The 19,070-nt window shown below is 72.0% G+C and carries 25 protein-coding genes and 1 pseudogene; 10 read left to right on the top strand and 16 right to left on the bottom strand.

The window, feature by feature from the left end; genetic code table 11:
- Window positions 1-39 precede the first annotated feature (39 nt).
- The 3 genes from AB0D28_RS15470 to AB0D28_RS15480 all read right to left on the bottom strand — a co-directional run bounded on the left by AB0D28_RS15470 (window position 40) and on the right by AB0D28_RS15480 (window position 3,462).
- Entirely contained in the window at window positions 40-999 is a 960-nt protein-coding gene (locus AB0D28_RS15470) for a carbohydrate ABC transporter permease (RefSeq protein ID WP_357386188.1), read from the bottom strand.
- A gap of 1 nt (window position 1,000) precedes the next feature.
- Entirely contained in the window at window positions 1,001-2,050 is a 1,050-nt protein-coding gene (locus tag AB0D28_RS15475) for a sugar ABC transporter permease (RefSeq protein ID WP_357386190.1), read from the bottom strand.
- 71 nt (window positions 2,051-2,121) lie between these two features.
- A complete protein-coding gene (locus tag AB0D28_RS15480) occupies window positions 2,122-3,462 on the bottom strand; it encodes an ABC transporter substrate-binding protein (protein WP_357386192.1) in 1,341 nt (446 codons plus the stop codon).
- A 237-nt stretch (window positions 3,463-3,699) separates the two neighbouring features.
- Between AB0D28_RS15480 and AB0D28_RS15485 the strand changes: the two genes are divergently transcribed.
- Window positions 3,700-4,476, top strand: a complete 777-nt coding sequence (locus tag AB0D28_RS15485) for a peptidoglycan DD-metalloendopeptidase family protein (protein WP_357386194.1) — start codon at window positions 3,700-3,702, stop codon at window positions 4,474-4,476.
- Window positions 4,477-4,520: 44 nt separating this feature from the next.
- Here AB0D28_RS15485 and AB0D28_RS15490 read toward each other — a convergent pair whose 3' ends face one another.
- The 5 genes and pseudogenes from AB0D28_RS15490 to AB0D28_RS15510 all read right to left on the bottom strand — a co-directional run bounded on the left by AB0D28_RS15490 (window position 4,521) and on the right by AB0D28_RS15510 (window position 6,952).
- Window positions 4,521-5,018 carry a TspO/MBR family protein gene (locus AB0D28_RS15490; protein ID WP_357386196.1) on the bottom strand — a complete coding sequence of 166 codons (498 nt, stop codon included), beginning with the start codon at window positions 5,016-5,018 and terminating at the stop codon, window positions 4,521-4,523.
- Window positions 5,019-5,176: 158 nt separating this feature from the next.
- Window positions 5,177-5,323, bottom strand: a complete 147-nt coding sequence (locus AB0D28_RS15495; protein ID WP_013288160.1) for a GPGG-motif small membrane protein — start codon at window positions 5,321-5,323, stop codon at window positions 5,177-5,179.
- Window positions 5,314-6,094, bottom strand: a pseudogene (locus AB0D28_RS15500) (metallophosphoesterase). Before AB0D28_RS15500 ends, AB0D28_RS15495 begins: the two are co-directional and overlap by 10 nt.
- A gap of 10 nt (window positions 6,095-6,104) precedes the next feature.
- Window positions 6,105-6,314, bottom strand: coding sequence for a hypothetical protein (locus AB0D28_RS15505; RefSeq protein WP_225853111.1), 210 nt, complete (start codon window positions 6,312-6,314; stop codon window positions 6,105-6,107).
- Between the two features lie 56 nt (window positions 6,315-6,370).
- Window positions 6,371-6,952 (bottom strand): nucleotidyltransferase, encoded by a 582-nt coding sequence (locus AB0D28_RS15510; protein WP_357386198.1) that lies wholly within the window; start codon window positions 6,950-6,952, stop codon window positions 6,371-6,373.
- A gap of 147 nt (window positions 6,953-7,099) precedes the next feature.
- On the opposite strand from AB0D28_RS15510, the gene AB0D28_RS15515 reads away from it, so the two are divergent.
- On the top strand, window positions 7,100-7,858 hold the full coding sequence (locus AB0D28_RS15515; RefSeq protein WP_357386200.1) for a dTMP kinase: 759 nt from the start codon (window positions 7,100-7,102) through the stop codon (window positions 7,856-7,858).
- On the opposite strand, the gene AB0D28_RS15520 is transcribed toward AB0D28_RS15515, so the two are convergent.
- A complete protein-coding gene (locus tag AB0D28_RS15520; protein WP_357386202.1) occupies window positions 7,843-8,520 on the bottom strand; it encodes an SDR family NAD(P)-dependent oxidoreductase in 678 nt (225 codons plus the stop codon). The two genes, AB0D28_RS15515 and AB0D28_RS15520, sit on opposite strands and share 16 nt — an antisense overlap.
- 265 nt (window positions 8,521-8,785) lie before the next feature.
- Between AB0D28_RS15520 and AB0D28_RS15525 the strand changes: the two genes are divergently transcribed.
- From AB0D28_RS15525 to AB0D28_RS15535, 3 genes are all read left to right on the top strand, one after another.
- Window positions 8,786-9,700 carry a MurR/RpiR family transcriptional regulator gene (locus AB0D28_RS15525; RefSeq protein ID WP_174533806.1) on the top strand — a complete coding sequence of 305 codons (915 nt, stop codon included), beginning with the start codon at window positions 8,786-8,788 and terminating at the stop codon, window positions 9,698-9,700.
- The gene (locus AB0D28_RS15530) at window positions 9,697-10,644 is read left to right on the top strand and encodes an N-acetylmuramic acid 6-phosphate etherase (RefSeq protein ID WP_357386204.1); all 948 of its coding nucleotides are present in this window, start codon (window positions 9,697-9,699) and stop codon (window positions 10,642-10,644) included. The genes AB0D28_RS15525 and AB0D28_RS15530 overlap by 4 nt, the downstream gene beginning before the upstream one ends.
- Before the next feature lie 464 nt (window positions 10,645-11,108).
- Window positions 11,109-12,098, top strand: a complete 990-nt coding sequence (locus AB0D28_RS15535; RefSeq protein WP_357386370.1) for a sigma-70 family RNA polymerase sigma factor — start codon at window positions 11,109-11,111, stop codon at window positions 12,096-12,098.
- Window positions 12,099-12,171: 73 nt separating this feature from the next.
- Here the strand turns inward: AB0D28_RS15535 and AB0D28_RS15540 are convergent, their stop codons facing one another.
- Window positions 12,172-13,137 carry an NlpC/P60 family protein gene (locus tag AB0D28_RS15540; RefSeq protein WP_357386206.1) on the bottom strand — a complete coding sequence of 322 codons (966 nt, stop codon included), beginning with the start codon at window positions 13,135-13,137 and terminating at the stop codon, window positions 12,172-12,174.
- A 415-nt stretch (window positions 13,138-13,552) separates the two neighbouring features.
- Here AB0D28_RS15540 and AB0D28_RS15545 point away from each other — a divergent pair, with 415 nt between their 5' ends.
- Window positions 13,553-14,071 carry a DUF6232 family protein gene (locus tag AB0D28_RS15545; RefSeq protein ID WP_357386208.1) on the top strand — a complete coding sequence of 173 codons (519 nt, stop codon included), beginning with the start codon at window positions 13,553-13,555 and terminating at the stop codon, window positions 14,069-14,071.
- Window positions 14,072-14,078: 7 nt separating this feature from the next.
- Here the strand turns inward: AB0D28_RS15545 and AB0D28_RS15550 are convergent, their stop codons facing one another.
- Entirely contained in the window at window positions 14,079-14,408 is a 330-nt protein-coding gene (locus AB0D28_RS15550) for a DUF3817 domain-containing protein (protein WP_357386210.1), read from the bottom strand.
- A 25-nt stretch (window positions 14,409-14,433) separates the two neighbouring features.
- Window positions 14,434-14,907, bottom strand: a complete 474-nt coding sequence (locus AB0D28_RS15555; protein WP_357386212.1) for a hypothetical protein — start codon at window positions 14,905-14,907, stop codon at window positions 14,434-14,436.
- Window positions 14,908-15,031: 124 nt separating this feature from the next.
- Here AB0D28_RS15555 and AB0D28_RS15560 point away from each other — a divergent pair, with 124 nt between their 5' ends.
- From AB0D28_RS15560 to AB0D28_RS15570, 3 genes are read left to right on the top strand one after another with little or no spacing between them, the layout of a single operon-like run.
- Window positions 15,032-15,325 (top strand): DUF6158 family protein, encoded by a 294-nt coding sequence (locus tag AB0D28_RS15560; protein ID WP_357386213.1) that lies wholly within the window; start codon window positions 15,032-15,034, stop codon window positions 15,323-15,325.
- On the top strand, window positions 15,325-15,642 hold the full coding sequence (locus AB0D28_RS15565) for an SRPBCC family protein (RefSeq protein WP_030502250.1): 318 nt from the start codon (window positions 15,325-15,327) through the stop codon (window positions 15,640-15,642). Before AB0D28_RS15560 ends, AB0D28_RS15565 begins: the two co-directional genes overlap by 1 nt.
- 34 nt (window positions 15,643-15,676) lie before the next feature.
- Window positions 15,677-16,219, top strand: a complete 543-nt coding sequence (locus AB0D28_RS15570; protein WP_357386216.1) for a DUF1360 domain-containing protein — start codon at window positions 15,677-15,679, stop codon at window positions 16,217-16,219.
- Between the two features lie 61 nt (window positions 16,220-16,280).
- Here the strand turns inward: AB0D28_RS15570 and AB0D28_RS15575 are convergent, their stop codons facing one another.
- Genes AB0D28_RS15575 through AB0D28_RS15585 form a run of 3 tightly spaced genes read right to left on the bottom strand, consistent with a single transcriptional unit; the run spans window position 16,281 to window position 17,890 of the window.
- The gene (locus AB0D28_RS15575) at window positions 16,281-16,490 is read right to left on the bottom strand and encodes a hypothetical protein (protein ID WP_354871007.1); all 210 of its coding nucleotides are present in this window, start codon (window positions 16,488-16,490) and stop codon (window positions 16,281-16,283) included.
- A gap of 25 nt (window positions 16,491-16,515) precedes the next feature.
- On the bottom strand, window positions 16,516-16,740 hold the full coding sequence (locus tag AB0D28_RS15580; RefSeq protein WP_269704453.1) for a hypothetical protein: 225 nt from the start codon (window positions 16,738-16,740) through the stop codon (window positions 16,516-16,518).
- Between the two features lie 49 nt (window positions 16,741-16,789).
- Complete coding sequence (locus AB0D28_RS15585) at window positions 16,790-17,890, bottom strand: 3-deoxy-7-phosphoheptulonate synthase (RefSeq protein ID WP_357386372.1); 1,101 nt, start codon at window positions 17,888-17,890, stop codon at window positions 16,790-16,792.
- Between the two features lie 252 nt (window positions 17,891-18,142).
- Between AB0D28_RS15585 and AB0D28_RS15590 the strand changes: the two genes are divergently transcribed.
- Complete coding sequence (locus AB0D28_RS15590) at window positions 18,143-18,364, top strand: hypothetical protein (protein WP_354871002.1); 222 nt, start codon at window positions 18,143-18,145, stop codon at window positions 18,362-18,364.
- Here the strand turns inward: AB0D28_RS15590 and AB0D28_RS15595 are convergent.
- On the bottom strand, window positions 18,339-19,052 hold the full coding sequence (locus AB0D28_RS15595; RefSeq protein ID WP_357386218.1) for a phosphodiesterase: 714 nt from the start codon (window positions 19,050-19,052) through the stop codon (window positions 18,339-18,341). The genes AB0D28_RS15590 and AB0D28_RS15595 overlap by 26 nt on opposite strands.
- Window positions 19,053-19,070: the final 18 nt, after the last annotated feature.

The raw sequence follows: 19,070 nt of genomic DNA on the forward strand, positions 1-19,070 counted from the left end.
CGGTCCCGCCGCCGGCACTGCCGGCGGCGGGACGCCGGATCAACCCTTGACGCTGCCGGCGAGCAGACCTCGCACGAAGAAGCGCTGGAGGGACAGGAACACGATCAGCGGTACGACGATCGACACGAACGCGCCGGCCGTCAGCCGCTGCCACTCGTTGCCCCGGGTGCCGGCCAGCTCGGCGAGCCGGACGGTCAGCGGGGCGGTCTCGTCGCCGCCGCCCGCGAAGATCAGCGCGACCAGCAGGTCGTTCCAGACCCAGAGGAACTGGAAGATGCCGAACGCCGCCAGCGCGGGCATGATCAGCGGCAGCACGATGGTGCGGAAGATCTTCGGGTGGGTGGCCCCGTCGACCCGGGCCGCCTCCATCAGGTCGCCGGGGAGCTGCGAGATGAAGTTGTGCAGCAGGAACACGGCGAACGGAAGCGCGAAGCAGGTGTGCGCGAACCACACCTGGGCGAACTTCTGCTCGTCGACCAGGTCCCACGCGGGGAGGATCTGCACGCCGGCGACTGTGACCCCGGTGGAGAAGAACCGCAGCAGCGGCACCAGGGCCATCTGCAGCGGCACGATCTGCAGCGCGAAGATCCCGATGTAGACCCAGTCCCGGCCCTTGAAGTTCATCCATGCCAGCGCGTACGCGGCGAGCGACGCGAAGGCCAGCGGGAACAGCACCGAGGGGATGGTGATCGCCAGCGAGTTGATGAAGTAGCTGGCGAGCTGCCCGGAGGAGCCGGAGCTGAACAGCACCTCCTGGTAGTTCTCCAGGGTGAACTGCGGGTTGCTGAAGAACGTCCACCAGCCGGTGGTCTTGATCTCGTTCTCCGGCCGGATCGAGGAGATGAACAGGCCGAAGGTCGGGATCGTCCAGAGCATCGCGATGACGATCGACACGAGCGTGGCGGTACGGCTGTTCAGGCGCTTGCGCACCCGGGCACCCCGGGTGGTCGGCTCGGTGGCCTGGGCGCCGACTCCGACGGTGGGCGTGGCGGTGGTCATCTCAGCCCTCCCGCTGCTTGCGCAGGTTGCGGATCTGGTAGATCACGATCGGGATCACCAGGACGAACAGGAACACCGCCAGCGCCGAGCCCTGGCCGTTCTCCTGGTAGCGGAACGCCTGGTTGTACATCTCGGTCGCGATCACGTTCGTGTCGTAGTTGCCGTTCGTGGCGGTCCGGACGATGTCGAAGACCTTGAGCGTGGCGATCGAGATCGTCACCACCACGACGATCAGCGCCGGCCGGATGCTCGGAATGGTGATCCGCCAGAACATCTGCCACGCGGTGGTGCCGTCGAGCCGGGCCGCCTCGACGATGTCGGCCGGGATGGCCTTGATCGCGGCGGAGAGCACCACCATGGCGAAACCGGCCTGGATCCACACCATGATCACAATGAGCAGGAACGTGTTGAGCGGCGAGTCCAGCAGCCACTGCTTCGGTTCTCCGCCCAGGCTCACCACGATCTGGTTGAGCAGGCCGATCTGGTCGCCCTCGCCCCGGTAGGCGTAGACGAACCGCCAGATGATGGAGGCGCCGACGAACGAGATCGCCATCGGCAGGAAGATCAGGGACTTGGCGACCGCCTCGAACCGCGCCTTGTCCACCAGGACCGCGTAGATCAGGCCGAACGCGGTGGCGACCAGCGGCACCAGCAGCACCCAGATCAGCGTGTTGATCAGGACCCGGACGATCGAGTCCTCGGCGAACATCCACCGGTAGTTGTCCAGGCCCACCCAGTTGCTGCTGCTGGAGTCCATGAAGGAGAGCAGCGTGGTGCGGACGGCGGGGACCACCAGCCCGACGGCGAGCAGCAGCAGCGTCGGCAGCAGGAAGAAGAACGCGAACGCGCCCTCGCGCTGCTGCGCGCGCCGGCGGGGCAGCGGCGCGCCGCTCGCCGAGGCGGCGACCAGCTGCGCCTCCCGGCGCCGGGCGAAGTACGAGGGCACCACGTCGAGGAGCAGGAGCAGTCCGCCCACCACCGCGACGAAGGCGATCAGCCCGTACATCAGCATGAGGAACTTCGGCTGCTCCGCCGCGAAGTCGAACTCCATCGACCCTCCTTCAAGGGCTCGGTTGCCAGAGGTGGCCCGGTCCGCGGACGCGGACCGGGCCACCTGCTAGATCACTTCCAGCTGCCCTCGATGTCGTTCAGGACGGAGGTGGTGTCCTTGCCGTTGATCCAGGCCACCATGCCCTTCCAGAAGGTGCCGGCGCCGACCGCGGCCGGCATCAGGTCCGAGCCGTCGAAGCGGAAGACCGTCTTCTCGTCCTGGAGGATGCCCACGGAGAGCTTGTCCACCGGGTTCGGGACGTTGTTGATGTCCAGCTTCTTGTTCGCGGACACCCAGTCACCGATCTTGGCGCGGCTGTTGGCGTACTCGCCGGAGGCCAGGTAGGTCTGCACCGCCTGGACCTCGGGCCGGTCGGCGAAGGCGCCGACGAACTCGCCGCCACCCAGCACCGGCTTGCCCTTGGCCGGGTCGATGGCCGGGAAGTAGAACGCGAAGACGTCGCCGTCCTCGGCCACCGTTGTGCCCTTGGGCCACTGGTTGGCGTAGAAGGACGCCTGGCGGTGCAGCGCGCACTTGCCGGTGGTGATCGGCGTGCCGCCCTCCTGGAAGGCGGTGGTGGAGATGCTCTTGACGCCGCCGAAGCCGCCGTTCATGTACTTCTCGTTCTTCAGGATGGTGCCGGCCCGGTTGAGCGCGTCGGCCACCTGCGGGTCGTTGAACGGGATCTGGTGGGTGGTCCACTTGTCGTAGACCTCCGGGCCGCCGGTGCGCAGCAGCACGTCCTCGATCCAGTCGGTGGCCGGCCAGCCGGTGGCGTCACCGGACTCGATGCCGGCGCACCACGGCTTGGTGCCGCTGGCCGCGATCTGGTCGGAGAGCTTGATCATGTCGTCCCACGAGGTGGGGACGGTCCAGCCCTTCTCCTTGAAGGTCTTCGGCGAGTACCACACGAAGGACTTCACGTTGGAGCCGAGCGGGGCGCCGTAGAGCTGGCCGTTGACGGTGCTGTACTTCAGCCAGTCGGGGGAGTAGTTCTGCTCGGCCATCGCCTTGGTGTCGGCGCCGACCGGCTTGAGCTTGCCCGAGTCGACGAAGCGCTTGAGCAGGCCCGGCTGCGGGATGAAGGCGAGGTCGGGAGCGTTGCCGCCGTCGACCCGGACCGGGAGCTGCGCCTCGAACTCGGCGTTGCCCTCGTGGTCGATCTCGATGCCGGTGCAGTCCTCGAACTCCTTCCAGGACTGGTCGAGGCGGTCGGCCTCGATCTCCCGGATGGAGGAGTAGATGGTCACCTTCTTGCCGTCGTGACCGTCGTACTTCTCGTATGCGGCGCACTCGGCCGATCCGGCCTTGTCGCTCTTCTTGTCGTCGCCGGTGCCACAGGCGGCGACGCCGAGCGCCAGCCCCAGGACGCCGGCGACCGCGAGCGTCTGGCGCGATCTGGCAAACGCCATGCCGATCTCCTTCCTTGCCGGCGCGTGGGGGGATCGAACCCGCGCCGGTCCGATGTCGTCCCCACATGTAAGCGCTTGCATCGTGTCGGGTCCACCCCTGGCCGGACACGGCCCGGTAACAATCCCGAAACCCTGACCCCGGGGGGGTGGGCGCGCTCCCACGAATCTTCCCGGGAACGGAACTTTCTGTCAGGATGTCCACAACATATTGAAGACTTTCAACATGGGAGGCAGTGGATGCGGAAGCGATGGCTCGCCCTCGGGGCGAGTGCGGCGGTCCTGGCGGCGACTCTCGTGCCGGCCGCGCCGGCGATGGCCGCGCCGACGTTCAAGGTCCCGTTCCCGTGCAACCAGTCCTGGTCCGGCCAGACCCGGACGAACCACAGCCCGGCGAACGCGATCGACTTCAACCGCACGGACGACGTCGGCGACCCGGTGGTCGCCAGCGCGCCCGGCACCGTCGACGTGGTCACCAACCTCGGCGACACCAGCTACGGCAAGTACGTCCGGATCAACCACGGCGGCGGCCACACCACCTACTACGCCCACCTGAGCGCCTTCAACGTCTCCGTCGGGCAGACCGTCGGCTACGGCCGTGTGATCGGGTACGTCGGCACGACGGGCGGCTCCACCGGCCCGCACCTGCACTACGAGCAGCGCGTCGACGGCAGCTCGGTGAAGATCAAGTTCAACGGGGTGCAGGCTCTCTACTGGGGCACCAAGACCTACACCAGCGACAACGGCTGCGGCGGGACGAACACCGGCGAGGGCACCGTGAACACGGCCGGCTCCCCGCTCACAGTCCGCTCCGGCCCCGGCACCGGCTACAGCTCGGTCGGCACGGTCGCCGACGGGGCGAAGGTGACGATCCAGTGCCAGACCAGCGGCACCAGCGTCAGCGGCACGTACGGCACCAGCTCGATCTGGGACCGGATCGGCTCCGGCCGGTTCATCTCCGACGCCTACGTCTACACCGGGTACGACGGCTACATCCCCGGCGTACCCCGCTGCTGAGCCCGGCGGGCGCGGGGGCGACCGGCCTCCGCGCCCGTAACCGGTCAGGAGTTCAGCCGCCACACCGCGAAGTTCAGCGCGGACGCGAACGTCACCCAGGCCCAGTACGGCAGCATCAGCAGCGTGGCCGGCCGGGAGACGCGCCGGAACAGGGCCACCGTCACGCCGATCGCCAGCCACATCAGCACGATCTCGGCGAAGGCCAGCCCGTACGCCCCGGCGCCGAAGAACAGCGGCGTCCAGATCGCGTTGAGCACGAGTTGCACGACCCAGGCCCACAGCGCGGGGCCGAAACCAGCCCGGCGCCAGACCAGCCAGCCGGCGATCGCGATGAGCGCGTAGAGCGCGGTCCAGACCGGGCCGAACAGCCACGACGGCGGCGCCCAGGCGGGCTGCTCCAGGCTCTGGTACTCGGCGGAGGTGCCCTGGACCCCCAGCCCGCCGATCGCGGCGGCGGCGAACGTGGCGGCGCCGAAGCCGAGCAGCGCCCACCATCTGCGGGCTCCGGTGGTGCGCCGGGCGACACTCTGCGACGTCTCCATCGTCGAGATGTTTCCGCTCGGCGGGCCCGGCAAACGCGGCACGGCCGCCGGGCCGCCGCCGGACACGGAAAAGGCCGGGGTCGCCGGGCCCGGACGTTCGGCGTCCGGCAGGACGGAACGCCCGGGCCCGGCGACCCCGGCGGGTACGGGAACCTCGGTTACGTGTTGAAGATGCTGACGCCACCCGGGCCGACCAGCAGGCCGACGACGATGAGGACGATGCCCCAGAGGATCTGCCGGCGGAACAGGGCGAGAATTCCGGCGACCACCAGTACGACTGCGAGAATCCAGAGAATCAGCTCCATGTCGGCTGAATACCCGGCCGCCCGATCCCGGAAACCTCGCGCTCAGTCGAGCTGATCACCGCCCAGGTGGAAGACGCTGTACGCCTGCTTGATCACCGGGTGCGCCACGTTGCGGACCCGTACGCCGCCCGGCGTGGTGCCGCGCTCGGTGCCGTGGTGGGCGTGCCCGTGCAGCGCCAGCGCGGTGGGGGCGGAGTCGATCGCCTGGCCGAGCTGGTAGCAGCCGAGGAACGGGTAGATCTCCAGCGGCTCGCCGGCGAGCGTGTCCGGGACGGGGGAGTAGTGGGTGAGCGCGACGAGCGCGTCGCAGTCGAGCGAGAGCAACGCGTCGGCGAGCGCGTCGGCGGCCTCCCGGGTGGTGCGCACGAACGCCTTCATCTCCGGCTCGCCGAAGTCGCTGGCGCAGCGCCCGGCGAACCCGCCGCCGAACCCCTTCACGCCGGCCACCCCGAGCCGTCCGCCGGGGGTGTCCACCACGGTGCCCGTGCCCTCCAGCACGGTGATCCCGGCGTCCTCCAGCACCTTCACCACCTGCGGCACCTCGTCGCACTGGTGGTCGTGGTTGCCGAGCACGGTGATCACCGGTACGCCGAGACCGCCGAACTCCTGGGCCACGCACCGCGCCTCGGCCTCGGTGCCGTGCCGGGTCAGGTCACCGGCGAGCAGCAGCGCGTCGGCGCGGCCGGGCAGTTCCTCCAGCGCCGGGCGGAACCGGCCCACCACGTCCTCGTCCAGATGCACGTCGCCCACGGCGGCGATCCGGATCACCATCGAACCTCCCTCACGGCAACTCCTCGACCTGGGTGGGCGCCTGGGTGCGGATCACCCCGATGTCGCTGGTCACGGGCGTGTCCGGGAAGCGCTCGGCCACCCGCCGCAGGATCTCCTCCCGCCGGTGCGGGCTCTCCACCTCGCCGTAGAGCACCAGCCCGTTCTCCCGCCGCACCACGGTGATGCCCTGTTCGGCCACGGTCGGGTCCTCGGCCAGCATGCTCTGGATCTCCGCCTCGACGTACTCGTCGGGGGGAACGTCGCCGGACAGCCCGGTCACAGGGTCTCCCTTCCGCCGGGCGTGCCGCCGGGCAGCACGTCCAGCCGGTCCAGCAGCACCAGGAACGCCTCCGCGTACGGCGAGTGCTGCGTCTCCTTCCGTACCCGTTCCCAGTCGATCTGTTCCCGCAGCGAGCGGGCCAGCGGCAGGGCGCGGGCGAAGTCGCAGTAGTGCTGGGAGAAGCTCAGCAGCTTGTGCACCATGAGCTGGCTGGCCGAGAGCACCGGCATGTGGATCGCGTCGACCGGGCGCACGATGGTGTCGGCGAACGTCTCCTCGGTGACCGGCGTCTCCACCGGCCGGTGGATCAGGTCCACCATCCGGTCCTCGTCGTAGACCTTCACCAGCCAGTCCTCCGGCGGGCGCTCGGCGGTGAAGCCGGCCTCGACGAGTGCCTCCAGCGCCCGGTCCACGTCCGCCTCGCGGAGCAGGAAGTCCACGTCGTGGTCGCTGGAGTGGCCGCCGTGGGCGTACACCGCGAAGCTGCCGCCGAGCGCGAACGGGATCTCGGACTGTTTGAGCACGGCGGCGACCTTCTTCAGCGTGTGCACCAGGGTCTCGTCCCCGCGCTCGGCCATCTGCGGCTCCCTCGTCGTATGGGCGGTGGGACCACGATGCGTACCCGGTGGACGCTTTGGTCACACCTGTCGCGGCGCGATCCGTGCGCCGGGGCAGCAAAGCGACGAACGGGGCCGGGCGAGCATCGGTCGGATAACCTCGGGAGGGTGGCCAGCTCACTGCGGACGCGGCGGGGCGGGGCCCGGCCGCGCATCGTCGCCCTGATCGGCATCGACGGCTCAGGCAAGACCACCCAGGCCCACCGGCTGGCCCAGGCGCTCACCGCCGCCGGTATCCCCGCCACCTACCACCGCAACGCCGGTGGCCGCCGCTGGCTCGGCCGGCTCGCCCAGCGGGTGGGCCGCCCGGACGCGCAGCGGCTCGTCGGGCGCGGCGGCCTGCTCGCTGTCGAGTCGGTGCTGCGGTGGCTGGCCATCGCGCTCGCCCTGCTCAGTTGCCTGGTGACCGGCCGGACCGCGGTGATGGACAGGTGGTCCGCCTGCCAGTACGCCAGCATCCGCGCGCACGGTGGGCAGCGGTGGGAGCGGTGGGCCCGGGCCGGCTACCGGATCTTCCCGGCGCCTCAAGTCACGTTCCTGCTCACCGTCGACCCCGCCGAGGCGTTCCGCCGGATCGAGCGGCGCGGCACCGACCACGAGAGCATGGCGTGGCTGACCGCCGCGGACGCCGCGTACCGGGCGCTACCCGAGTACGGCGGCTTCGTGGTGGTGGACGGCAACGGCCCGCCGGAGGACGTCGCCCGCCGGATCCGGGCACACCTGAGCGAGTGGCTGCCCGGCGACCCGTCCGCCGGCCCCGGCCCCGCGCCGGCCGGCCCGCGACGCCCGGCCGGCGGCACGGACCCGTCCGGTCCGGCCGGTGGCGCCGGACGGGACGGGCCGGTGCCGGTTCAGGCCCGCCCGTAGACCGGGATGCTCGCGCCGCTCGTGGGCGCGGACTCGGGGGAGGCCAGGAAGCGGACGACCTCGGCGATCTCGGCCGGCGGCACCCAGCGCCCGTGATCGGCGCCGGGCTGGGCGGCGCGGTTGGCCGGGGTGTCGATGACGCTCGGCAGCACCGTGTTGCACCGCACGCCGCGCTGCCGGTACTCGACCGCCACCGTCTCGGCGAACGCGCGCACTGCTGCCTTGGCGGTGACGTAACCGGAGGCGCCGGGGAACGGCGAGACCGCCGCCCGGGCCGAGACGCAGACCACCGCGCCGTCGCCGGACGCCATGAGGTGCGGCAGCGCCGCGTGGGTGACCAGGTACGTCGGGCGGAGGTTGAGCCGTAGCATCCGCTCGAAGTCCTCGACCGGGGTCTCGTGCACCAGCCCGCCGGCGGCGTACCCACCGACGAGGTTGACCACCGCGCGCAGCGGTGCGGCCGGCTCGTCGGTCGCGGCCTGGACCGCCCGCGCGGCCCCCTCCGGGGTCAGCAGGTCGGCCACGACCCGGACCGGGCCGTCGTCGGTCCCGGGCTCCCGCTGGGGTACGACCACCCGCCAGCCGGCGTCGAGGAAGGTGGCGGTGACCGCGCGGCCGAGCCCGCCCGTGCCTCCGGTCACCAGCACCGTGCGTCGCGTCATGGACACACGCTAGCCAACCGCCGTGCCCGGCCGACCGGTGACCCGCACCGGCCGTCCGGTCTGCCCGGTCGAGGACGACCAGGCAGGCCGGGCGGCACGACGGGGGACCGGTCTGCCAGGCGGCAGGAGTGACTCGGCCGGACCGGATGAGGCGGTGGGGCTGGGAGAATGGGATCCTTGGCCCGGGCGGACACGGAAGACGGTAAATTTCCCGATACGCGGTGTCATGGTTGACGCTCACGCCTGGTGAAAGTAAGTTTCATCCGTGGCGAAGAGTCCGAAGATTTCTGCGAGTCACGAGCCCGGTGGACTGATCGTCCACATCAGCGGCCTGCTGCCCTCGCTGTCCCCGGCCGAACAGCGGGTGGCCCGGCTGGTCGTCGCCGATCCGGCGGACGCGGCCCGGCGTACGATCACCGACCTCGCCACCGCCGCGGAGACGTCCGAGGCGACAGTGATCCGCTTCTGCCGCTCGGTGGGCATGGACGGCTACCCCCAACTGCGGATCCGGCTCGCCGCCGAGGCCGCCCGCCGGGTCGAGCCGCCGGACGCGCGGGTGGTCGGCGGCGACATCCCGCCGGGCGCGGACCTCGCCCAGATCATCGCCACCATCGCGTTCAACGACGCCCGGGCCGTCGAGGAGACCGCCGAGCAACTCGACCCGGCGGTCTGCGAGCAGGTCGTCGAGGCGATCGGCGCGGCCGGCCGGATCGACGTCTACGGCGCGGGTGCCAGCGGTTTCGTCGCCTCGGACTTCCAGCAGAAGCTGCACCGCATCGGCCGCATCGCGTTCTACTTCCCGGACGTGCACACCGCGCTCACCTCCGCCGCCCTGCTGGGCCGGGGCGACGTCGCGGTCGGCATCTCGCACACCGGCACCACCTCCGACGTCATCGAGGTGCTGGAGCAGGCGCGGGCACGCGGCGCCACCACCGTGGCGCTGACCAACTTCCCCCGCTCGCCGATCACCGAGGTCGCCGACCACGTGCTCACCACCGCCGCGCGCGAGACGACGTACCGCTCCGGCGCGACGGCGAGCCGGCTGGCCCAGCTCACCGTGGTCGACTGCCTCTTCGTCGGCGTGGCCGCCCGCAGCCGGGCCCGGACGAAGAAGGCCCTGGAGGCCACCGCCGAGGCGGTCAAGTCGCGCCGGGTCGGTCCCGGGCGGAGGCGGGGATGACGGCGGGCCGGGTGGAGCGCGACGGCGTGGCGGCGATCCGGCCGGTGGTGCGCGTCGGCGCACCGACCGAGCGCCGCAACCCGCACAGCGTCGACCTCGACCTGATGTCCACCCGGGACGTGCTCACCGTGATCAACGAGGCGGACCGCCGGGTGCCGGCCGCTGTCGCCGCCGTGCTGGACGAGATCGCCGAGACCGTCGACCTGGCCGTGGCCGCGCTGCGCGACGGGCACCGCGTGCACTACTTCGGGGCCGGCACCTCCGGTCGGCTCGGCGTGCTGGACGCGGCCGAGCTGGCGCCCACGTTCAACTCGCCGCGGCACTGGTTCTGCTCGCACCTGGCCGGCGGCCCGGAGGCGATGTGGCGGGCGGTCGAGGACGCCGAGGACGACGAGCGCGGTGGCGCCGCCGAGGCCGCCGAGTGCGTACGCCCCGGCGACCTCGTGGTCGGCCTGGCCGCCAGCGGGCGCACGCCGTACGTCCTCGGGGCGCTCGCCGCGTCCCGGGCGCAGGACGCCGGTACGGTGCTGCTCTGCGCGAATCCGGAGGCCGAGGCCGCCGCGTCGGTGGACGTCTTCATCGGGGTGGACACCGGGCCGGAGGTGGTCACCGGGTCGACCCGGATGAAGGCGGGCACGGCGCAGAAGCTGGTGCTCAACACGTTCTCCACGGCCGTGATGGTGCGTCTGGGCCGGGTCTACTCGAACCTGATGATCGACATGGTGGCCACGAACGCCAAGCTGCGCGGCCGCATGATCTCGATCCTCGTGGACGCCACCGGCTGCGCCGAGGAGGTGTGCCGGGTCGCCCTGCGGGAGGCCGACGGCGACCTCAAGACCGCGCTCGTCGCGCTGGTGTCCGGCGCCGAGGTGCCGGCCGCCCGGGCCGCGCTGGCCCGCTCCGCCCACCAGGTACGCGGCGCGCTCGCCCTGCTCGCCTCCTGACCGTCCCCGCCCGCCCGATCGATCCACCCGCCGGCGCATCCGCCCGGCGGGTGCGACGCGTATCACGTGCGGGGAGGGGACGACCCCTCCCGCACGGATTGTTCAACGAGGCGGAGGGTAATCCTTGAGCATGGCTGAACCGGCCGGTCCGCAGCCGCGTATCTCGCAGTGAGCAGGATCGCAACGACCCGGTGACGCGGCTCGCTGTGTTCATGGAAGAGACAATGGTGCCATTCCATGGGCGAACGGTGATTCCGCGACTCCGGTATGCGTCGAAATCGGCGGCCGGGAGCCCCGGAACCGGGCCGGTAACAGGAAACATGGACCGGGCTCTCAGCTACTACTCAGGCATTCGTGACAGTTTCGACTCACGACATGGAATCCCCGACGCGTCACATCTGTTGTGTAGGTGTCAGCACCTACGGGCACAGCGGAGGTTACGGGGAGGGCTGATGAACGTGGGGATGGCAAGGAACCGGGCAACCGGCGCGAGCGAGGGGACCGTGGCAATCGTGGACAAGAACATCGGCATGCGTACCGACGAGGTCGCCGAGGAGCGGGACCTGGTCGGCGTCTACCTGCACGAGATCTCCCGGACGCCGCTGCTCGACGCCGCCCGGGAGGTCGACCTCTCCAAGGCGATCGAGGCGGGCCTCTACGCCGAGCACCTGCTCGACGAGGGGCGCATCCCCGACGGCGCCGACCGGGAGGACCTGGAACGGCTGGTCATCGAGGGCGAGCGCGCGAAGGACCTGTTCATCCGCGCGAACCTGCGACTGGTCGTGTCGATCGCCCGGCGCTACGTGCGCTCCGGCATGCCCATGCTGGACCTGATCCAGGAGGGCAACACCGGCCTGGTCCGGGCGGTCGAGAAGTTCGACTACGAGCGGGGCTTCAAGTTCTCCACCTACGCGACCTGGTGGATCCGTCAGGCCATCAGCCGGGCGATCGCCCAGCAGGAGCGGACCGTACGGCTGCCCGTGCACCTGGTCGAGGACGTCAACCGGATGCGCAACGTGGCCCGGCAGCTCACCCGCGAGCTGGGCAGCGACCCGGAGCCGGAGCAGATCGCGACCGCGCTCGGCGTGACCGTCGAGCGGGTGAACGAGCTGGTCCGCTGGTCGCAGGACACCGTCTCGCTGGACACCCCGGTCGGTGACGACGGCGACACCAACCTCGGTGACCTGGTCGCCGACAGTGACGCCCCGTCGCCCGAGGAGATCGTGCTGACCGGCCTGGAGCGGCAGCGGATCGAGGGCCTGCTCAACCACCTCGACGACCGCTCCGCGGGCATCATGCGGGCCCGGTACGGCCTGGAGGACGGGCGTGAGCACTCGCTGACCGAGGTCGCGTCGCGGTTCTCGCTGTCCCGCGAGCGCATCCGCCAGCTGGAGATCCAGGCTCTCGGCCGGCTGCGTGAGCTGGCTCGCGCGGAGGGGCTCCAGGCGGCCTGACCTGGTAACAATTGACGGCGAACGGCCGGCGTCCGACAGGGGGACGCCGGCCGTTCGCCGTCTTGCGGGCCGGTCAGACCCGCCCGTAGCCCTGGATCGACATGATGTTCATGCCGCGCTTGCTGACGTTGCGTCCGGCGCTCGGCGCGTCGATGATCTGGCCGTTGCCGACGTAGAGCGCCACGTGCCCGAGCCCGGAGTAGAACACCAGGTCACCCGGTTGCAGCTGGCTGCGGCTGATCCGGGTGGTGGCCTCCCACTGCCGCGCCGCGCTGTGCGGCAGCGACTTCCCGGCCGCCCGCCAGGCGGCGAGCGTCAGGCCGGAGCAGTCGTAGCTGCCGGGGCCGTCCTGGGCGTAGCCGTAGGGCTTGCCGACCGCGCCGTAGGCGTACCGCACGGCGGTGCCGGCGTCACCGGAGACGGCGGGCGGCTTGCCCGCCGAACTCGACTTGGCGGGTGCCTCGGTGGCCCGCCCGTACGCCTTGCGCCGCATCTCGTAGAGGCCGGACAGGTCCGCCTCGATCCGCGTCTTCGCGGACTTGAGTTGCCTGGCCTGCGCGGCCTCCCGGGCGAGCGTGACGTCCAGCCGGGTCTTCTGGTCGATCAGCCGCTGCTGATCGGCGGTGAAGCTGTTGATGGTGCGCTGCCGCTGGCGGGTGAGCTGGTCGAGCGTGCCCAGCCGCTCCGGCAGTGTGGCCTGGCCGCCCGGGTCCAGCAGGGCCGCCGCGGTGCGCATGCCACCGGTCTTGTACGCCGTCGCGGCCAGCACGCCCACGTCGGCGCGGCTGCGTTCGGCCTGTTCCTGCAACGGCCCGATCTGGGCCTCCAACTTGGCCGCGGTGGCCTTGTTGGCCTTGATGTCCTCGTTGAGCTTGTTGTAGGACTCGACGATTCGCTCCAGCTCAGTCGAGGACTTCTCGATCTGCTTCGTCAGCTCGGCGGGGGTGGGCTCGGCCCGGGCCACCTGCGCCGGGGCGAGCAGCGCGGCCGAGAGGCCGGCCACCGCCAGCGAGCGGAGCAGCATCCGTAAGGACGACAAGAGCGGAAAGCTCCTCTCCCACCGGTCGCCGGGCGCGTCTGCGGCCCGGCGACACCGGCCCGGGGCCATCCGGGTGGATGGCTGTCGACCGGGCCGACCTGGACAACCTAACCCGTGATCGCAGTGACCGGGAGTTCAAGCAGGGGCGAAAGTTGGCAAAGTGGCGGAAAGTGACGAGAGGGAGCCGGTGGGTGGATGAGGCGACTCGCCCGATTCGTCGTTCTGGGCGGATGTAGCCAGGCAACGGCGGGCAAAGTCACGACAAAGACGGAAATCGCTCTCTGTTTCCGGCTGGCACGGCCGGGCCGACGAGCCACGCGAGCGCCGAAAGCCCGAGGTCAGGTGGCGCAAGGCGACCACAATGAAGCCCGGACGGGAAATCCCACCACGGGATCCCTGCTCCCGGGAGGCCGCCGTGCAGACCGACCGCTCCGCCACCCAGCCGCCCCGTTCGCCGCGACCGGCCGCACCCAGGCTGCTCTACGCCCGGCCGGGCATCGTCGTCACCGCCGAGCGTTTCACCGTCGGCCGCAACACCTGGCCGGTGGCCGGGATCACCCAGCTCCGGACCGACCGCGGGCCGCACGACCGGCTCGCCGTCCGGGCCGTCGTCGTGTCCGCCGCGATGCTCGCCGCTGTCGGCCTGCTGCTCGGGTTCACCGGCGGCCTGCACCGGCTCACCGCCGGGGCGTACCTCGTGCTCGGCGCGGTCGGGCTGGTGCCGCTGCTGCTCGTGCTGATCGGCGACCGCGTGCGGCCCCCGGCGCACGAGCTGTGGGGCCGGGTGGACGGCACCGAGGTGCTGCTGTTCAGCAGCGACGACGAGCGGCAGTTCGGTCAGGTCGCCCGCGCGCTGGGGCGGGCCCGGGAGGCGTCGCGGCTGGGCGGCTGGGCCGACCCGCCGGCGGCCGAGCCGTGGCGGCCGGCCCGATGAGCCGCGGTCAGCCCGCGACCGGCTCCGGGGTACGCGACCGGCTCTCGGCGGCCACCCAGTGGCTCACCCGACGCTCGGCGTAGAACGAGACGAACGGCACGGTGCCGGCGAGCATCACCAGCAGCATCCGCTTCAGCGGCCAGTCCGCCCGGCGGGACAGGTCGAACGTGAGCGCCAGATAGAGCATGTACAGCCAGCCGTGCGCCACGCCGACCACGGCCACCACGCTCGGGTTGTCGAAGCCGTACTTCAGCGGCATGCCGATCAGGACCAGCACCACGAGCGCCACGCCCACGATCCAGGCGATCACGCGGTACCGGGTAAAGGCTCCGCCCACCGTCGTCCGTCCTTCCGCACCGGCCTCAGCCGGGATAGTCGCCGGGCCGGGCGCCCGGATTGGCGTTCAACCAGGATAGGTAGCGGTTGTACGCGGCCAGCTCGGCGTCGTCCGCCCCGTCGGCCGGAGCGGCAGGCACCCGCACGACGCGCACCGGCCGGCGTACCGCCGGGGTGGCGGTGGCCGGCCCGGCGCCGGCGGTCACCGACGGCGGGCGACCGGAAGGCGACGCCGCGTCGTCCGACGGCGCGGGGCCGTCCGACGGCGAGGCGGCATCCGGTGCCGGATCAGCGGCGCGCAGCGTCTGACGGACCTCACGCCACCAGACGAAGACCACGAAGGCGGCGAACACCGGCCATTCGATCGCGTAACCGAAGCTGAGCGCGTTCCCCCCGGCGGCGCGGGTGACCTGCCACCAGCCCAGCCCGAGGAAAGCCACCACGAGCACGACCATGGCCACGTGGCGGACGATCCACGCCGGTGTCCAGAGCCGATTCATGCAGACGAGAGTACCGGGGCCACCGGGTGTCTCCGACACGGCGTCGTAGTCCGGGCGGTGGTTTGGTGACACTCCCGCTGGGCATCCGGACAGGTGCCAACCCGAACGAGACGAGGGGGCGACGATGACCGAATCGGTACGCCGGGACGCGAGCCCGGAACAGCGGGTCGCGGAGTGGGACGGCGACCACGCCCGTACCGTCGACGGCGAGCAGCTCGGGGTGGACCCGGTGGAGCTGGGCGACGACGACCTGATCCGGGAGATGCAGAGCCTGCACCGCACCCGGCTGGACACGCTGCGGCACGCCACCGACTCGGCGCTCGCCAACCACCTGCGGCGCACCGCCGAACTGGAGACGGAGTACCTGGCCCGGCACCCCGGCCGGGAGGTCGACCCGAGCCGGCTGCGGGACGCCTGATGGCCAGCCACGCCGAGCGCGGCATGTCCGCACCGCCGGAGGTGGTGTTCAACACGGCGACCGACCCGGACCGCTCCTCGGCCTGGCTGCCCGAGCGGCTGCGCAACTCCGGCACCTGCCGGGTGGAGGTCGTCGACGCCGACGACATGCGGGCCCGGTGGAGCGCCGCGGACTGGTCCGCCGAGATCGACGTGGAGCCGGCCGGCGCGGGCGGCGCCCGGGTACGGCTGGACCTGGCCGGGCCGGACCACGACCTGGCCGACGAGATCCTGGCCAACCTCGACCGCGAGGTGGCCGACAACCTGACCGCCGGCTGAGCCCGGCCCGCACGACTAGGACGAGGAGGCCGGGTTGACCGGTAGTGGCCTGAAGCAGAAGGTGGCGCGCCTGCGCCAGGCGTACGCGCCGCACGAGCATCGGCCGCTGGAGGGCTACCTCAAGGCGATGGGCACGTACGCCGGGGTGACCGCTGCGATCGTGGGCCTGGTCCGGGCGACCGGCCGGCCGGTGCCCGAGCGGCCCACGCCCGCGGACGTGGTGCTGCTCTCGATCGCCACGCACAAGCTCAGCCGGCTGCTGTCCAAGGACGCGATCACCAGCCCGCTGCGGGCGCCGTTCACCCGCTACGACCACCCGATCGGCAGCGGCGAGGTGATGGAGCAGGTCCGCGACGAGGGCAGCCCGACCCGGCACGCGCTCGGCGAGCTGGTGAGCTGCCCCTTCTGCCTGGCGGTCTGGGTGGCCACCGGGCTGACCGGCGGCCTCGTGCTGGCGCCCCGGCTGACCCGGCTGGTCGCCACCGCGCTGACAGCCGTGGCCGCCTCCGACTTCCTTCAGATGGGGTACGCGGTCGCCCAGCAGGCGGCCGAGGGTGGTCGCCACCACCAGGAGTGAGAAGCAGACACGGAAGAGGGCCGGCGTTCGCGCGCCGGCCCTCTTCCGTGCCTCCCACCCGTCAGGTGGGGGTGGTGCCGTGGTCCTCGCCGGCCCAGCCGCGCGACGCCTCCGGCTCCCGCTCGTCCTCGTCCTCCCCGGTGACGATCTCCCGGTCCACGGCGGTGCGGTCGTGCTCGTTGGCGAAGTCCGGCTCGGGCAGGGTGTCGACGCCCTCCGGGGGCTGGCCGAGCGCCGCCAGGTGCTCGTGGTCGGGGTTGCGGTCGGTCATGTCGCGTCCTCTCGTCGGCGGGGGCTCAGGCGACCGTGCCGCCCAGCAGATCGGCCGCCTCGTCCGCCGCGTACTCGCCCTCGGGGAGCGCGGCGATCCGGGTGAGCAGTTCCGCGGGGAGTTCGGCGGCCACCGCCCGGCGGTAGATGTCCGCCTGGGTGATCCGCTCCTGGCCGTGGTAGATGTCGTCGAGCAGGTCGTCGAGCGGCCTGGTGTCCGGCTGCTCGGTAACGGGCGCGTCATCGGTCACGCCGACCACCTACCCGGCCCCGAACCGGTCAAACTCGCCCCAACCCCGCTCAGGTCCGCGCCGGGAGCGTGGCCCGGCGGGCCCGGACGGCCTGGGCCAGGTGCTCCAGGACCTCGGCCGTGGTGTCCCAGCCGATGCAGGCGTCGGTGACCGACTGGCCGTACGCCAGCTCCCGGGTCGGGTCCAGGTCCTGCCGGCCGGGGGCCAGGAAGCTCTCCAGCATGATCCCGGCGATCCCGCGCTGACCGGCGGCGAGCTGGGCGGCCACGTCGGCAGCGACGAGCGGCTGGTTGCGGTGGTCCTTGCCGCTGTTGGCGTGGCTGGCGTCGACCACCACGCGTTCCGGCAGGCCCGCGGCGCGCAGCAGCTCCAGCGCCCCGGCCACCGACTCCGCGTCGTAGTTCGGCCGGCCGCCCCCGCCGCGCAGCACCAGGTGGCCGTCCGCGTTGCCCCGGGTGTGCATGATCGCCGGGGTGCCGGAGACGTCGATGCCGGGGAAGACGTGCGGCACCCCGGCGGCCCGGATCGCGTCCACCGCGGTGGCGATGCTGCCGTCCGGCCGGTTCTTCATACCGATCGGCATGGACAGCCCGGAGGCGAGCTGCCGGTGCACCTGGCTCTCCACGGTCCGCGCCCCGATCGCGCCCCAGGCCACCGTGTCCGCGATGTACTGCGGGGTGATCGGGTCGAGGAACTCGCAACCCACCGGCAGGCCCAGTCGCAGCACGTCCAGCAGGAGCGCCCGCGCGGTACGCAGGCCGGTGTTCACGTCGCCGGAGCCGTCCAGCGCCGGGTCGTTGATCAGGCCCTTCCAGCCCACCGTCGAACGCGGCTTCTCGAAGTAGACACGCATGACCACGAGCAGGTCGTCGGCGACCCGCTCGGCGGCCTCGCGCAGCCGGCCCGCGTACTCGAGGGCGGCGGCCGGGTCGTGCACGGAGCAGGGGCCGACGACGACGAGCAACCGGTCGTCCTCGCGGTCCAGTACCCGGCCGACGGCCCGGCGGCCCGCCACGACGGCCTCGGCCAGCGGGGTGTCGAGCGGCAGGTGATGGTGCAGCAGGGCCGGGGTGGTCAGCGGCACCACACGGTCGATGCGCTGGTCGATGACCCGATGGGCATCCTGGGGGGAGGTGGTCACGGTGGGGATCCTTCCGCCGACCGTGCCCCCGTGCCGGCGCCCGGGGATCGAGCCGGCTGCTCGCGTGCGAAAGGCAAGGAAAACGATCCCTGCCCGGCCGGCTCGAAGAGGAAGTGACGTCAGCTCATGGTCGAGTCACCGGCTCCTCCAGCCGGCTTCCTAAACCATCGATACGACCGCGTCACGTCGGCCAGCCTACCCGACGCGCGCCGGAAAGCCCGCTGTCGTTCCGAAGTGCGGAACGCGGGGTATGAGAGCGCCATGACCACGAGCCACGACCCGAGTGATCAGGAACGAATCGAATCCCGAGCGCATCTGTTGCCGGAGGAGGCGGCGGCGGGCAGCGACGACGCCGAGGCGCAGGCCGACGCGATCCTCGCCGAGTCCGACATCCGCGAGGCGGACCAGAACGCCGCCCCCGACACGGTGCTGGAGCACCGCACCTCCGAGCAGACCGTCACCCCCATCGAGCCGCCCGACTGAGCCCCGCACCCCGGGCCCGGCGGGACCCCCGGTAGCTGTCGTCCCGCAGCCGGGCCAGCGGGCCGGTCAGTCGCAACCCCGGCGGTACGTTGCCGACCGGATCGAACGCGAGCGCGGCGTCCTCGGCGGCGCCGCGCTCGTCGTCGAGGCGTACCTCGCCGAACGGCCGCCAGCGGCCCACCGTCGAGGCCACCGCGAGCACCAACCGGGCCTCGCCGCCCGCCACCACCGCGCCCGCCCCGGCCAGGCCACGGCCCAGGTCCGGTGAATCCGGGTCGGCCAGCACGGCCAGGAACAGCCGCCGCCCGCCGGCCCGGAACGGCATGATCGACGTGTACGTCCCGGTGAGGCGCCGCCGGGGCAGCGGCAGGTTCCGCAGCACCGGCGCGGCGCAGCTGGAACTCCACAGCAGGTCCACCGGGGGCTCCGGGTCGCGGTGCAGCCGTACCGCCACGCCCAGCACGTCCGGCCAGGCGCCCGGCGTCGGCACGCCCTTGGAGAGGCGGATCGTGGCCGGCCACCGGCCGGGTGAGTCGAGCAGCGGCACCCCGGTCGGCGGCCCCGGCGTACCCCAGATCCGGGCCTCGCCGCCGAACGTGCGCCCGGCCGGGTGCAGCAGCCGGGCGTGCCGGAGCCGGGCCAGCGCGGCGGCGGCGCGCTCGACGGCGGAAGACGTGGTGGTGGCCATGCCCGCACGGGTACCCCG

The organism is Micromonospora sp. NPDC048169 (assembly GCF_040652815.1).
Lineage (GTDB): Bacteria > Actinomycetota > Actinomycetes > Mycobacteriales > Micromonosporaceae > Micromonospora.